General features: G+C 72.9%; 11 protein-coding genes. 7 read left to right on the top strand and 4 right to left on the bottom strand.

The genetic code is table 11. The annotated features are described in order from the left end of the window. Nucleotides 1-178 precede the first annotated feature (178 nt). On the top strand, nt 179-1126 hold the full coding sequence (uriH, locus tag ACZ45Z_RS00655) for a uridine-preferring nucleoside hydrolase UriH (RefSeq protein WP_468353978.1): 948 nt from the start codon (nt 179-181) through the stop codon (nt 1124-1126). Then, nucleotides 1123-2559, top strand: a complete 1437-nt coding sequence (gene uriT, locus ACZ45Z_RS00650) for a uridine transporter UriT (RefSeq protein WP_468353976.1) — start codon at nt 1123-1125, stop codon at nt 2557-2559. Before uriH ends, uriT begins: the two co-directional genes overlap by 4 nt. A 79-nt stretch (nt 2560-2638) precedes the next feature. On the opposite strand, the gene ACZ45Z_RS00645 is transcribed toward uriT, so the two are convergent. The 3 genes from ACZ45Z_RS00645 to ACZ45Z_RS00635 form a co-directional block, all read right to left on the bottom strand. Beyond that, nucleotides 2639-3832 (bottom strand): aromatic ring-hydroxylating oxygenase subunit alpha, encoded by a 1194-nt coding sequence (locus ACZ45Z_RS00645; protein ID WP_468353974.1) that lies wholly within the window; start codon nt 3830-3832, stop codon nt 2639-2641. An 11-nt stretch (nt 3833-3843) separates the two neighbouring features. Further along, nucleotides 3844-5010: an N-methyl-L-tryptophan oxidase gene (gene solA, locus ACZ45Z_RS00640; RefSeq protein ID WP_468353972.1), complete on the bottom strand. Its 1167-nt coding sequence runs from the start codon at nt 5008-5010 to the stop codon at nt 3844-3846. Nucleotides 5011-5120: 110 nt separating this feature from the next. Next, nucleotides 5121-7589 (bottom strand): GcvT family protein, encoded by a 2469-nt coding sequence (locus ACZ45Z_RS00635; protein WP_468353970.1) that lies wholly within the window; start codon nt 7587-7589, stop codon nt 5121-5123. A gap of 304 nt (nt 7590-7893) precedes the next feature. Between ACZ45Z_RS00635 and ACZ45Z_RS00630 the strand changes: the two genes are divergently transcribed. Next, on the top strand, nt 7894-8214 hold the full coding sequence (locus ACZ45Z_RS00630) for a bifunctional 3-phenylpropionate/cinnamic acid dioxygenase ferredoxin subunit (protein ID WP_468355492.1): 321 nt from the start codon (nt 7894-7896) through the stop codon (nt 8212-8214). Next, on the top strand, nt 8211-9455 hold the full coding sequence (locus ACZ45Z_RS00625) for an NAD(P)/FAD-dependent oxidoreductase (protein ID WP_468353968.1): 1245 nt from the start codon (nt 8211-8213) through the stop codon (nt 9453-9455). Before ACZ45Z_RS00630 ends, ACZ45Z_RS00625 begins: the two co-directional genes overlap by 4 nt. Before the next feature lie 27 nt (nt 9456-9482). On the opposite strand, the gene ACZ45Z_RS00620 is transcribed toward ACZ45Z_RS00625, so the two are convergent. After that, complete coding sequence (locus tag ACZ45Z_RS00620) at nt 9483-10367, bottom strand: serine hydrolase (protein WP_468353966.1); 885 nt, start codon at nt 10365-10367, stop codon at nt 9483-9485. A gap of 386 nt (nt 10368-10753) precedes the next feature. Between ACZ45Z_RS00620 and ACZ45Z_RS00615 the strand changes: the two genes are divergently transcribed. From ACZ45Z_RS00615 to ACZ45Z_RS00605, 3 genes are all read left to right on the top strand, one after another. Further along, nucleotides 10754-11950 (top strand): cation diffusion facilitator family transporter, encoded by a 1197-nt coding sequence (locus ACZ45Z_RS00615; protein ID WP_468353964.1) that lies wholly within the window; start codon nt 10754-10756, stop codon nt 11948-11950. A 123-nt stretch (nt 11951-12073) separates the two neighbouring features. After that, nucleotides 12074-12463 carry a hypothetical protein gene (locus ACZ45Z_RS00610; protein ID WP_468353962.1) on the top strand — a complete coding sequence of 130 codons (390 nt, stop codon included), beginning with the start codon at nt 12074-12076 and terminating at the stop codon, nt 12461-12463. Then, nucleotides 12460-13776, top strand: coding sequence for a caspase, EACC1-associated type (locus tag ACZ45Z_RS00605; RefSeq protein WP_468353960.1), 1317 nt, complete (start codon nt 12460-12462; stop codon nt 13774-13776). Before ACZ45Z_RS00610 ends, ACZ45Z_RS00605 begins: the two co-directional genes overlap by 4 nt. Nucleotides 13777-13796: the final 20 nt, after the last annotated feature.

Here is a 13796-nt window from a genome sequence, read left to right as displayed (position 1 = left end):
CGCCACGCCCGGCCGCCGCCCCCGCACCCCGGTACGTCACGGACTCCCGTCCCGCCGCCTCCGGCGCCTCGCGTCGGCCGCGCGGGCGTGCGGGCGCGCGCCGCCGCGCCCGCACCGGCGCGCCCGGAGACACCGCTCCACCCGTTCCACCGCACAGCAGAGCAAAGGGGCTCGTCCGTTGGCCAGAAAGATCATCCTCGACTGCGACCCGGGGCATGACGACGCGATCGCCATGCTCCTGGCCCACGGCAACCCCGACATCGACCTGGTGGCGGTGACGACCGTGGTGGGGAACCAGACGCTGGAGAAGGTGACCCGCAACGCGCTGTCCGTGGCGCGCATCGCCGGGATCACCGGCGTGCCCTTCGCCGCGGGCTGCCCGCGTCCGCTGGTGCGGGCCATCGAGACGGCCCCCGAGATCCACGGCGAGACCGGCCTGGACGGGCCGCTGCTGCCCGAGCCGACCTTGGAGCTGGACCGCCGGCACGCCGTCGACCTGATCATCGACACGGTCATGGCGCACGAGCCGGGCGAGATCACCATCGTGCCGACGGCGGGCCTGACGAACATCGCGCTCGCCGTGCGCAAGGAGCCCCGGATCGCCCAGCGGGTCCGCGAGGTCGTCCTGATGGGGGGCGGCTACCACGAGGGCAACTGGAGCGCGGTCGCCGAGTTCAACATCATCATCGACCCCGAGGCCGCGCACATCGTCTTCAACGAGAGCTGGCCGGTCACCATGGTCGGCCTCGACCTGACCCATCAGGCGCTGGCGACCCCCGAGGTCGCCAAGAAGATCGCCGCGGTCGGCACCGGCCCGGCCGTGTTCGTCGGCGAGCTGCTGGACTTCTTCCGCGAGGCGTACCGCGAGAACCAGGGCTTCGAGTACCCGCCGGTGCACGACCCGTGCGCGGTGGCGTACGTGATCGACCCCGACGTCATGACGGTGCGCAAGGCGCCCGTGGACGTGGAGCTGTCCGGCGGCCTGACCCTCGGCATGACCGTGACCGACTTCCGCGCGCCCGCCCCGGCCGACTGCACCACGCAGGTCGCGGTGTCCCTGGACCACGAGCGGTTCTGGAACCTCATCGTGGACGCCCTCGAACGGATCGGTGACGTCACGCCATGAGTGCTCCCACCGCACAGCGCCCCACCGGCGCCGCGGACGGCTCCCGCGTCCGGGTGGGCGTGCTGCTCACCGCGCTGCTCGCGGCCTGCTTCGCCTTCCAGCTCAACGCCAGCATGCTCAGCCCCGCCCTGAAGAGCATCCAGGACACCCTGGGCGCCGACGCGGCGGAGATCGGCCTGACGCAGACCGCGTTCTTCACGTCCGCCGCGCTGTTCTCGCTGTTCCTGCCGCGGCTGGGCGATGTCATCGGCCGGCGCAGGGTGCTGGCCGGGATGCTGGCCCTGATGGTGGTCGGCTGTGGGGTCGCCGCCCTGGCGACCAGCGTGCCGATGCTGTTCGTGGGCCGCGTCGTCCAGGGCGTGAGCGGTCCGGTCGTCCCGCTGTGCCTGATCATGCTGCGGGTGGAGGTGCGGGAGCCCAAGCGGTACGGCACCCTGCTCGGCGTGATCACGGCGGTCAACGGCGGTATCGCCGGCGTCGACTCCCTCGCCGGCGGCTACCTCGCCGACGAGCACGGCTTCGCGTCGGTCTTCTGGGCCATGGCCGTGGTCGCGGCCCTCGCGGCCGTCCTGGTCGCGACGCTGACGCCGGAGTCCAAGGCGCCCGCCGCGACCCGCATGGACTGGCCGGGCGTGGCGCTGCTGGTCGTCTCGGTCGGCGCGCTGCTGATCGCGCTGAACGAGGCGGGCAGGCTCGCCGCGGCCGACTGGTCGCTCGTCGCGGGCCTGGCGGTCCTGGCGGCGGCCGCGTTCGGGCTGTTCTGGCGGACCGAGAACCGCAGCGGGCATCCGCTGGTGGCGACCCGGCACCTCCGCCGGCGCGCCACGTGGGCGACCCTGCTGACCACGGTGCTCACCATGACCGGTGTGTTCGCCGTCATGAACGGGCTGATCCCGGCGTTCGCGCAGGACGCGCGGGCCGGACTCGGCATGAGCGCCGAGCAGTCCGCCTGGTGGACGCTGACGCCGTACGCCCTCGCCGGGCTGGCCATGGGCCCGGTCGCCGGCCGTCTCGCCGCGACGTTCGGCTACGGCCGCGTCCTGCGGCTGGGCCTGGCCGGATCGGTGGCGACCGTCGTCCTGATGCTGCTGACGATGGACGGCCACGGGCGGGTCCTGCTGCTGGTGGCCTCCCTCCTGGTGGGCGTGACCTACGCGGGCGTGGCGAACATCGTGCTCAACGGGCTCGGCATCGTGCTGTCCCCGAGCGAGAACCCGGGATTCCTGCCGGGTCTGAACGCGGGTGCCTTCAACCTGGGCGCGGGGCTGAGCTTCGCGCTGCTGTACGCGGTGCAGACCGCGGCGCTGCCGACGGACCCCACGTCACCGGCCGGCTACACGGCCGGCATGGTCGCGGGCGTCGTCATCCTGGTGCTGGCCATCGCGGCCTCGTTCCTGATACCGAAGCCGGTGGCGGCCGAGGCGAACGGCTGAGCCCTCGGCCCGGCGTCGGGGCCGGGCCGTCGTCAGGGCCCGGGGCAGGCGTCGCGGGCGGACCTCGCCGGTGCGCGGGTCAGGCGCCCTCGTCCTCCAGGCAGGCGGTGACCCAGCGGTGGAAGGCGCCGAGGTGGTGCTCGCTGGGGACGAGGACGCCGCCGTGGCGGTAGGCGCGGGAGTCCATGGCCGGCTGGGTCCGCTCGCAGGCGTCGAAGTCCTGGACGTTGACGCGGTGGAAGAGCTCCACCGACTTCGACAGGTCGGCGCCCGAGTCGACCACTTCGGGCAGGTACAGCCAGTCGCACTCCACGACGGTGCGGTCGGCGGCCAGCGGGAACATCCGGTGGACGATGACGTGGTCGGGGACGAGGTTGACGAAGACCTGCGGTTTGACGGTCATCGCGTAGTAGCGGCGGTCCTGGGTGTCCTCGATTCCCGGCAGCCGGCCGAAGCCGCCGCTGCCGTCGACGGTGAAACCCTCGGCCTCGTCGGCGAAGAGCGCGCCGTGGCCGACGTAGTACTGGGCGGCGAATCCGTCGGCGAACTCCGGGACCACCTCGGTGAGTTCGGGGTGGATGGTGGCGCAGTGGTAGCACTCCATGAAGTTCTCGACGATGAGCTTCCAGTTGGCCCGCACGTCGTAGGTCAGGCGCCGGCCCAGGGCGAGGCCCTCGGTGCGGTAGCGGTCGAGGGACGCCGCGTCGCCCAGGCGTTCGACGGCCGCGTCGGTCACCGTCTCCTCGAAGGAGGGCGGGTCGTCGGCCAGGCACACCCAGGCGTAGCCGAGCCATTCGCGCAGCGCGACGGTGACCAGGCCCCGTTCGGCGCGGTCGAGGTCCGGCATCTTCGTCAGGTTCGGTGCGGCGATCAGCCGGCCGTCGAGGCCGTAGGTCCAGGCGTGGTAGGGGCATTGGAGGGTGCGGCGGACCTCGCCGGACTCCTCGGTGCACAGTCGCGCGCCGCGGTGCCGACAGACGTTGAGGAAGGCGCGCAGCGCCCCGGCGCGGTCGCGGGTGATCAGGACGCTCTCCCGGCCGACGTCCACGGTGCGGAAGGCGCCGGGCTTGTCGAGGTCGGCGGCGCGCACCGCGCAGAACCAGCGGCGCTCGAAGATCCGCTCCTGCTCCTGCCGGAAGATTCCGGGGTCGGTGTAGGCGGCGCCCGGCAGGGTGGCGATCAGGCTGGGCGGGGCGGGGTCCGGCGCGCTCGCGGCCCGCGGCGCCGGCCCGGCCGCGGTGGTCTCCGTGGCGGACCGGGGTGTGGTCGTCATGGGCGGTCTCCTCAGGCGGGGGCGGCCGCGGCGGTGGGCCGGCGGGGGTCGAACAGCTCGATGGGGTGCGCGGTGGCACCGGTCAGCGCGAGGTCGGCGACGATCTCCCCGACGACGGGCACGAACTTGAAGCCGTGTCCGGAGAACCCGGCGGCGACGGTGACGGTCCCGGGGTGTGCGGGATGCCGGGTGAGGACGAAGTGTTCGTCGGGGGTGTTGGAATACATGCAGGTGGCGGCCTTGAGGAAGCGGCCGGGGAGGCTGGGGATACGCGGGCCGAGGTGGTCGGCCATGGCCCGGACCTCCTCGTCGCGCACGGTGCGGTCGATGGTGTCCGGAGTGCAGACGGTGCCCTTGCGGAAGAACGCGACCTTGGCGCCGGCTCCGGGGCCGTCGATCGAGGGGAAGCCGTAGATCTGCACTCCCGCCGCGTCCTCCCAGATGTAGACGGGGTGCCGCTCGGGCAGGAACGGCCCGGTGCCGCCTTCGGGCTCGAACCAGTACATGACCTGCCGTTCGATGGTGAACGGCACCCCGAGGTCGGTGAGCAGCTCCGGCGCCCAGGCGCCCGGGCAGATCACCAACTGGCCGGCGGTGTAGGTGTTCTCGGGGGTGTGGACGCGGACGCCGGCTGTGCCGGGCAGTTCCTCCCAGCGGGTGACGGGCTCTTCGAAGTGGAGGTCGGCGCCTTGCCGGGTGGCGAGTTGGAGGTGGGCGGCGACGGTGTTCTCCGGCCGGACGAGTCCGGCCCGCGCCTCGTAGAGCGCGATCTCGTCGGCGGCGGGGGTCAGCGTCGGGAAGCGGCGGCGGATCTCCTTCGCGTCGAGCATCTCGTGCGGCAGACCCCAGCGTTCGGCGGAGAGTCTGCTGCCGCTGACGGTCCGGCTGCCGGGACGGCCGATCATCACGCCGCCGCACAGGGTGGCGACCTCGCGGCCGGTGTCGCGTTCCAGCTTCTCGTACAGCTCGTAGGCGCGCAGCAGCAGCGGGACGTAGGCGGGGTCCTCGAAGTAGGACTGGCGGGTGACGCGCGAGCCGCCGTGGCTGGAGCCGCGGCGGTGGACCGGGCCGAATCTCTCCAGGCCGAGGACGCGGGCGCCGCGGGCGGCGAGGTGGTGGGCGGCGGCACTGCCCATGCCGCCGAGTCCGAGGACGATGACGTCGTACGTGGGAGCCATGCGGTTGCTCCTTCTGCGGGCGGGGTCCGGACCTGCGGGCGGGGCCCGGGCGGACGGTCGGCGGGCCACCGGCGATCGGGGCGGACATCCGGTGGGTCGCCGCCGGGGCGTCACCTGCGGATGCGGGTCATCTCCGGGTCGAAGAGCGGCTCCTGGGCGACGGTCGCGGGGATCTTCTCTCCGAAGTATTCGAGGTGTACGGCCGTGCCGGGTACGGCGGCCGCGGCCGGCAGCCAGGCGTAGGCGATGCAGCGGCCGATGGTGTAGCCGTAGGCGGCGGAGGTGACATGGCCGGCCGGGACCCCGTCGACGTACACCGGTTCCTTGCCGAGGACGACGGCCGACGGATCGTCGAGGGTGAGGCAGGCGAGTTTGCGCCGCGCGGTCTTCCCGCCGAGCGCTTCGAGGGCGGCGCGGCCGACGAAGTCGCCCTTGGCGGGGCGTACCGCGAAGCCGACCCCCGCCTCGTAGGGGTGGTGTTCGGTGGTCATGTCGTGGCCCCAGGCGCGGTAGCCCTTCTCCAGCCGCAGGCTGTTGAAGGCGCTGCGGCCCGCGGCGATCAGGCCGTGCGCGCGGCCCGCCTCCCAGAGCGTGTCCCACAGGCGCGCGCCCAGGTCGGCGGTGGTGTACAGCTCCCAGCCCAGTTCTCCGACGTAGCTCAGCCGCAGGGCGGTGACCGGGACGTGACCGACGTAGGTCCGCCGGGCCTTGAAGTAGCCGAACGCCCGGTGGGAGAAGTCGTCGCGGGTGAGCGGCTGGACGAGGTCGCGGGCCAGCGGGCCCCAGACGCCGAGGCAGCAGGTGCCGGAGGTGGTGTCGCGTACCGCCACGCCGGCCGGGGCGTGCCGCAGCAGCCAGTCGAGGTCGGACGCGCCGTTGGCGCCGATCTGGAAGCGGTCGGGGGCCAGGCGGGCCACGGTCAGGTCGGAGCGGATGCCTCCGGCCTCATCCAGGAGGAGGGTGTAGGTGACCGAGCCGGGTTTCTTGTCGAGTTGGTTGGTGGTCATGTGCTGGAGGAAGGCGAGCGCGCCGGGTCCGGTGACCTCCAGCCGGCGCAGCGGCGTCATGTCGTAGAGGGCGACCCTTTCGCGGGTGGCGCGGGCCTCGGCAGCGGCGATGGGTGACCAGTAACGGGCGGACCAGGCGTCGCGCTCGGGCAGGTCGAGCCCGTCGGCGAGCGGGGCGTTGGCCTCGTACCAGTGGGGGCGTTCCCAGCCGCCGCCCTCCAGGAAGTAGCCGCCGAGTTCGCGCTGGCGGGCGTGGAAGGGGCTGGTGCGCAGCGGACGCGGCGCTTCCATGGGTTGCAGCGGGTGGATGACGTCGTAGACCTCCAGGAAGTTCCGCGCGCCGCGGTCGGCGATGTAGGCGGGTGAGCGCTGGGCGTCCTCGAAGCGGGCGAGGTCGCATTCGTGGACGTCGGTGGCCGGGCGGCCGTCCGTCATCCATTCGGCGACGGCCCGGGCGACGCCGGCGGAGTGGGTGACCCAGACCGCTTCGGCGAGCCAGAAGCCGCGCAGTTCGCGGGATTCGCCGAGTAGCGGCATGCCGTCGGGGGTGAAGGAGAAGACGCCGTTGAAGCCCTCCGCCACCCGGGAGCCGCCCAGCGCGGGCAGCAGCGCGACGCTGTCGCGCCAGCTCGGTGCGAAGTCCTCCGCGGTGAAGGGCAGGGAGGAGGGCATGACGGGTGCGTCGTCGAAGGCGGGGACGGTGAAGGGGTCGACGGGCATCGGGCGGTGGGCGTAGGAGCCGATGCCGAGGCGGGTGCCGGCGGCGTCGGTGTGCTCCCGGAAGTACAGGTCGCGGTCCTGGTGGCGCAGGATCGGCCGGCGCGCTTCGGTCCGCGGGCCGTCGGCCGCGGCGAGGGCGGGCAGCGGCTCGGTGGTGGCGTATTGGTGGGCCAGGGGCAGCAGCGGTACGTCCACCCCGGCCATCGCGCCGATCACCGGGCCCCAGAAACCGGCGGCCGAGACGACGTGGTCGGCGGGGAAGGTGCCCCGGTCGGTGACCACCGCGGTCACCCGGCCGTCGGCCCGCTCGATGCCGGTGACGGTGTGCCGTTCGAGGAAGCGGGCGCCGCGGCTCTCGGCCCGCGCCATCTGGGCGCGGCAGGCGGGCAGGGCGCGGGCCAGGCCGTCGTCGGGGGTGTGGAAGCCGCCGTGGATCCGGTCCTCGTCCAGCATCGGCCAGAGCCGCTTGCACCGGCGCGGGCTGAGCAGTTCACCGCGTACGCCCCAGGAGGCGGCGAGTCCGGCCTTGCGGTGCAGGTCCGCCCAGCGGGCCCGGGTGGTGGCGACTTCGAGGCCGCCGACGGCGAGGAAGCAGGGCAGCCCGTCGGCTTCGAGGGAAGCGAACTTGCGGACGGTGTAGGCGGCGAACTCCGTCATGGTCTTGGACGGGGCGGTCTGGAAGACCAGTCCGGGGGCGTGCGAGGTGGAGCCGCCGGGGGCGGGCAGCGGTCCCTGTTCCAGGACGGTGACGTCGCTCCAACCGCGGGCGGTGAGCTCGTCGGCGAGTGAGCAGCCGACGATGCCTGCCCCGATGACGACCACGCGGGCGTCGGTCGCGGGTGCGGGGGACATGGCCCTCCTTGGGTGTTGCGCATTGCACGACTGGTTGCGCGATGAGAGACATAGTGGGAACGCCGGATCCTCAGCGTCAAGAGGTGGGCGCCAGCCGTCGGTAAACGAGTCGTCACCGCGGCCGGCGCGCGGCAGGCCCCGGGAACTCCGCCTCGAATCGCCCGGGAACAACGCTTGACGCGCGGACCCACCGTCGGGATTCTGTTGCGCAGAGCGCCGTGCCATGCGCACAGCGAAACTCTCCTCCGCTTTCTCCGAAACTCTCCTCCGCCTCTCCTCCGACCTCTCCGCAACAGGGGGCGCCGTGATTCCCGTCTGCCACCTCGACGACCTGCCCGCCGGCGAGTCCGTTCGCCTCGACACCGCACCCCCGATCGCCGTCTTCAACGCCGACGGTGAGCTGTACGCCATCGACGACACCTGCACCCACCAGGACGCCTCGCTCGCCGACGGCTGGCTGGAGGGCTGCCAGGTCGAATGCCCCCTGCACGCCGCCTCGTTCGACCTGCGCACCGGGGCGCCGACGTGCCTGCCCGCCCGCCGGGCCGTGCGCACCCACGCCGTCACCGTGGAGGACGGCGTGGTCTACGTCCACCAGGCCGCCGAGGAGGGCACCGCCGCATGAGAACGGTCGCCGTCATCGGCGCCTCGCTCGCGGGCCTGAACGCCGCGCGGGCGCTGCGCGCGGAGGGCTTCGACGGACGTCTGGTCATGGTCGGCGCCGAGCACCACCGCCCCTACGACCGGCCGCCGCTGTCGAAGGACTTCCTCACCGGCGCCGTGAGCGCGGAGCGACTGGCCCTGGCCGACGCCGAGGAGGCCGCCGAACTCGACGCCCAGTGGCTGCTGGGCACCCGCGCCACCGGGCTCGACACCGGCGGGCGCGCGGTGCTCCTCGACGGCGGCCGTCGGCTGGCCACCGACGGCGTGGTCATCGCCACCGGCGCCACTCCGCGCCGCCTGCCCGGTCCGCCACTCGCCGGGGTCCACACCCTGCGCACCCTCGACGACGCGCGGTCCCTGCGGGCGGACCTGACGCGCGGTCAGGTGCGGGTCGTGGTGATGGGCGGCGGTTTCATCGGCGCCGAGGTCGCCTCCTCGTGCGCGGCCCTCGGCCACGAGGTCACGGTGGTGGAGGCCGCCCCGCTCCCCCTCGTCGCCCCGCTCGGCGCCGAGATGGCGCTGATCTGCTCCCGCCTGCACGCGGACCACGGCGTCACGCTCCTGACCGGCACCGGCGTCGCCGGCCTGCGCGGAAAGGGTCCGCGCGGCGACGGCGTGCCCGGTGACACCCCGAGCGACGACGGCACACGGCACACCGGCCCCCGACTACGCGTGAGTGGTGTGGAGTTGGCCGACGGCCGGCTGCTGCCCGCCGAGGTCGTCGTCGTGGGCATCGGCGTACGCCCCGCCACGGACTGGCTGGCCGGTTCCGAACTGGCGCTGGACGACGGCGTGGTGTGCGACGCGGGCTGCGTCACCGCGCTGCCCACCGTCGTGGCGGTCGGCGACGTGGCGCGAGTGGCCGGCACCCGAGCCGAGCACTGGACCAGCGCGACCGAACAGGCCGCCACCGCCGCCCGCAACCTCCTGGCGGGCAGCACCGTGGCCACCCACCGGGCCCTGCCCTACTTCTGGTCCGACCAGTACGGCGTACGCATCCAGTTCGCGGGCCGGCGGCTACCCGCCGACACCCCGCGCCTCCTCGAAGGCTCCCCCGACGACCGCAGCTTCCTCGCCTGTTACGAACGCGACGGGCGGACCACCGCCGTTCTCGCCCTCAACCGGCCCCGCCCTTTCCTGCGCGCCCGCCGCGAACTCGCGCGCGCCTCCCACCCGGCCACGCCCCGGTCGGCCACCGCCTGACCCGGTCCGCGCCCGCGCGCAAGCCCGCTACCGGCTCGCCGCCGCCAGATCCCGGTGGATGACCCGGGCGGCCGCCTCCACGGTCGCGACCCCGTAATCCATCGTCCGGTTTCCGTGCGAGAGGACCGCCATGCCGTAGTCGTGGCCGCCCCCGGTGAACGCGCCGACGCTGTGCACCCGCCATCCGTTGCTCGCGCGCGGCAGCCACCCGTTCTTGACGTGGGTCGTCACGCCGGCCGGCGCACCGGCCGGTGCGCCCCAGCGCTGGTCGGGGGCGACGCGGCGCATCAGGTCCAGGGCGTAGGTCCGGGCGCCCGCGCCGAGCACGCCGCTGTCCTCGGTGAGCAGCCGTATCAGCTTGAGCTGGTCGTCGGCGGTGATCTGGGTGAGCCCCCAGGTGCCGCCGACGCCCGGGACGGTCTGCCGCATCCCCGCCAGGGCCAGGAACCGCTTGATGCCGGCGGGGCCGATCTGGCGCCAGAGCGCGTCGGTCGCGTGGTTGTCCGACTTGGTGATCATCGCGGTGGTCAGCCGGACCTCGCGGGGCGTCAGCTTCCGGTGCGCCTCGTCGGCCTGCCGCAGCAGCGCCGCGAGCACGGTGACCTTCACGACGCTCGCCGAGTCGAAGGCCGTGTGGGCCTGCAATCCGCAGGTGGTGTGGGTGGCGCGGTCGTAGAGCGCCAGCGACGACTCGCCCTGGCGGCCGCGGAGGGCGTGGGCGAGGTCCCGGGAGAGCGCGGGCGCGAGTCCGGGCTTGTCGGAGGTGCAGACGACCTTCGCACCGTCGACGGGCGCGCTGGCGGTGTCCGCCGAGGCCGGGTGCGAGGCGGTGAGCGCGGTGAGCAGGCAACCGGTGGCCAGGACCACGGCGAGCCCGGTACGCGCGCCACTCCAAAGGCGTGATCCGTGCATGAAGAATTCCGTCCCAGTCCCGCTGTCTGTCTCAGGCCACGTCCTCGGGCCTCGTACGTTCGGTGGCGGGCCGGGCCCGCGTGCGGCTCACCGGCCGGATCGGCGCGGCCTCACCGCCGCCATGGACGCCCGCACACCGTCCCCGCATCGCGGGCAAACCACCGCGACCCTACGTGCCCGGTCCCCCGGACCCTCCGAAACGCGGGGCGTTTTGCCGGAAATCCCACCCTTGCCCCGCTGTGACATTCACCATCGCGCCACCGGGACGGTCGACGGCGCGGCGCACGCCTCGGTGACCGTCGTCACATCCGCCACATAATGGTGAGCGGAACCGGCCGGTGCGCGGACCGCTCGCCACCGCCCCGAACCGGAAGGTGTGAGCCGCCGTGACCGACGCGCACGACCCGACGCAGACGAACGGAAGCCCCACCCGCCCCCGGGCCGACGCCCACCACCCCCACTCCCCCGGCAGCGCCCCCGCCCACCCCGCCGGTGACGCCCACCCCGCCGGTGACGCCCACCCGGCCGGTGACACCCACCCCACCGATGACGCCCACACCGCCCACCCTCCCGGCGCCCGCCGACCGTCACGATGGCGCCGCGCCACCCATCGCCTCACCCCCCACACCCACGCGGTGGCGGACAGGGTCGACCCGGCGCTGGAAACCTCCGCCCAGGGCATGCGCACCCTGTGGATCTCCCTCGCCGTGCTGGGCGTCACCACCGCCGTCCAAGCCCTGGTCGTGGCGCTGTCCGGTTCGGTGGCGCTGCTCGGCGACACGCTGCACAACGGAGCCGACGCGCTGACCGCCGTACCGCTGGGCCTGGCGTTCGTCCTGGGGCGCCGAGCCGCGACCCGGCGGTTCACCTACGGCTTCGGCCGCGCAGAAGACCTGGCGGGCGTCGCGATCGTGCTCACCATCGCCGCGTCCGTGGCCCTCGCGGCGTACACCGCCGTCGACCGGCTGCTGAACCCGCGCGAGATCAGCCACCTGCCCGCGGTCGCCGCCGCCGCGGTGATCGGCTTCCTCGGCAACGAGTGGGCGGCCCGCTACCGCATCCGCACCGGCCGCCGGATCGGCTCGGCCGCCCTGGTCGCCGACGGGCTGCACGCCCGCACCGACGGGTTCACCTCCCTGGCCGTCCTGCTCGGCGCGGGCGGAGCCGCACTCGGCTGGCGCCTGGCGGACCCGGTCATCGGCCTGCTGATCGGCGCCGCCCTGGTCGCGGTCCTGGCCGGCGCCGCCAAGGAGGTCTTCCGCCGCTTGATGGACGCCGTGGACCCGGCCCTCGTCGACACCGCCGAGCGCACCCTGCGCGAGGTGCCCGGCGTCCTGGAGGTCGGCGAGCTGCGCCTGCGCTGGCTCGGCCACCAACTACGCGCCGAGGCCATCCTCGTGATCGACGGCACCCTGCGGCTCTCCGCGGCCCACCAGGTCGCCGTCAACGCCGAACACGCCCTCCTGCACGCCCTCCCCCGCCTGACCACCGCCCTGATCCACCCCGACCCCGCCCCCGTCCAGGGCCACGACCCCCACGCCACCTTGGCGCATCACGGCCGGGGCACGCCGTTCGGGCGCTAGGTCCCGCCCCTGTTCGCCCCGGGCCGCAGTGAGTAGCGTGGAAGTGAGAAACGCGCGGGCCCTTGGCCCGGGTCGTCTTCTCCATCGGTGCGAGAAGCCCCGTGCAAGAAGGGGTGTGAGGCGATGAATGCCGAGTTGCGCCTCTTTCTCAGCGAAGAGGGCGCCAACGCCGAAGAACTCAGCAGGTTGACCGGCTATCTACGGCAGGAACTGCTGCTGCTCGACGTGGACGATGTCACGGCTCTCCGAGCCGGCGAGGCTCCGGCGGGCACCCGGGCACTAGATGTGTCGGAGGCCGGTGCGCTGCTGGTGAGCTTGGGCCAGTCCGCGGCGATGCTGCGGTCGGTGGTCTCCGCGGTCCAGCGATGGCTCCGCCGAGGGAGTGAGCTTTCCCCGACCATCCGCTTGGAGATCGAGGGAGACGTCCTGGAGATATCCGAGACGTCAGCCGTGCACGGAGAACGACTTGTTGAACTGTTTATCAGTCGGCATGCCGGGGTGGGAGCCCAGTGAGCGACAGCAAGCGGCTGGCGCTGATCATCGCCAACGACCGGTATCAGGACGCGGGCCTGAAACAGCTCCGGTCGCCGGTGCACGATGCCGCGGCGCTGGGTGAGGTGCTCGGCGACCCGCAGGTCGGTGGCTTCGACGTGCAGGTGCTCAGAAACGAGTCAGCCCATGACATCGCAGCGCACATAGAGGACTTCTTCTCCGACCGGCGGCCGGACGACGTCCTTCTCCTGCACTTCTCATGTCACGGGCTGAAGAGCGAGTCGGGTGAGTTGTACTTCGCCGCGAACAACACTCAGCCGAAGAGACTCGAATCCACCTGCGTGTCCAGTGATTTCGTCCGGAAGTGCATGCGCCGCAGCCGCGCGAGGAGCATCGTCCTGCTACTGGACTGCTGCTACGGCGGCGCCTTCTCCCGAGGGGCGCACGTGCGCGCGACCGGCGACGCCCACGTGTTCGATGCCCTGCCCGCCGAGAAGCTGGGAGGCGGCCGTGGCCAGGCCGTCATCACCGCGTCCGACGCGACGGAGTACGCCTTCGAGGGCGACCATCTCATCGACGAGGCGGACCAGCGGCCCTCCGTCTTCACCAGCGCGGTGGTCGAGGGGCTCAGGACCGGTGAGGCCGACCGTGACCAGGACGGCCGGATCTCGCTCGGCGAGCTCTACGAGTACGTCTTCGACCGAGTCCAGGAGCAGAACCCGCACCAGACACCGGGCCAGGACGTCACGCTGCAAGGCGACCTGTACATCGCCCAGAGCCGACGCCCGCGCGTTCCCCCCGAGCCGGTGCCCGCGGACCTGCGAGCCGCCATGGACGCTCCGAGCGTGGATACCCGTATGAAAGCGGTTACCGAGCTGCGCTCACGGCTGGCGAATGACGATCCCCAACTGGCCGTAGGAGCCCGCGAAGCCCTGACCGAGATGGCTCGGCGCGACATCCAGGTGGTCGCCGAGGCCGCGAGAGAGGCCCTGCGCGAGGTGACGATCCGCCCGGCTCGGCGTGCGGGCTGGACCGATGCCGCAACGACCGTCCCGGAGTCCGCGCCACCCCAAGCAACAGCGCACCGGCGGGCGGTGTGGGCGCTGGTTCTGGCGGCGATATCCGTGCCGCTGAGCTTCTTCTTCGGTGCCGGCCTGATTACTTCTGTCGTCGCGCTGCGCCAAGCGCATATCTCCGACCAGGCGATCCGCGATTCAGGCGGTCGATTCACCGGACACCGACTGAACACGGCGACACGGATTGTGGCCTGGGCGGCGATCGGCCTCTCCCTGCTGTTCCTCGCGGTCGGCATTTCCACGCTTACCTCGCCATGACTTTCCTCTCGCCCCCATAG

The organism is Streptomyces sp. NPDC031210 (genome assembly GCF_055570395.1).
This window is presented reverse-complemented; position numbering and strand designations above follow the sequence as displayed.

What these genes read in the sequence shown, in the direction of transcription:
- uriT (WP_468353976.1), top strand. Translation starts at nt 1,123, where the DNA reads ATGAGTGCTCCCACCGCACAGCGCCCCACCGGCGCCGCGGACGGCTCC.
- ACZ45Z_RS00645 (WP_468353974.1), bottom strand. Translation starts at nt 3,832, where the DNA reads ATGACGACCACACCCCGGTCCGCCACGGAGACCACCGCGGCCGGGCCG.
- solA (WP_468353972.1), bottom strand. Translation starts at nt 5,010, where the DNA reads ATGGCTCCCACGTACGACGTCATCGTCCTCGGACTCGGCGGCATGGGC.
- ACZ45Z_RS00635 (WP_468353970.1), bottom strand. Translation starts at nt 7,589, where the DNA reads ATGTCCCCCGCACCCGCGACCGACGCCCGCGTGGTCGTCATCGGGGCA.
- ACZ45Z_RS00625 (WP_468353968.1), top strand. Translation starts at nt 8,211, where the DNA reads ATGAGAACGGTCGCCGTCATCGGCGCCTCGCTCGCGGGCCTGAACGCC.
- ACZ45Z_RS00620 (WP_468353966.1), bottom strand. Translation starts at nt 10,367, where the DNA reads ATGCACGGATCACGCCTTTGGAGTGGCGCGCGTACCGGGCTCGCCGTG.
- ACZ45Z_RS00610 (WP_468353962.1), top strand. Translation starts at nt 12,074, where the DNA reads ATGAATGCCGAGTTGCGCCTCTTTCTCAGCGAAGAGGGCGCCAACGCC.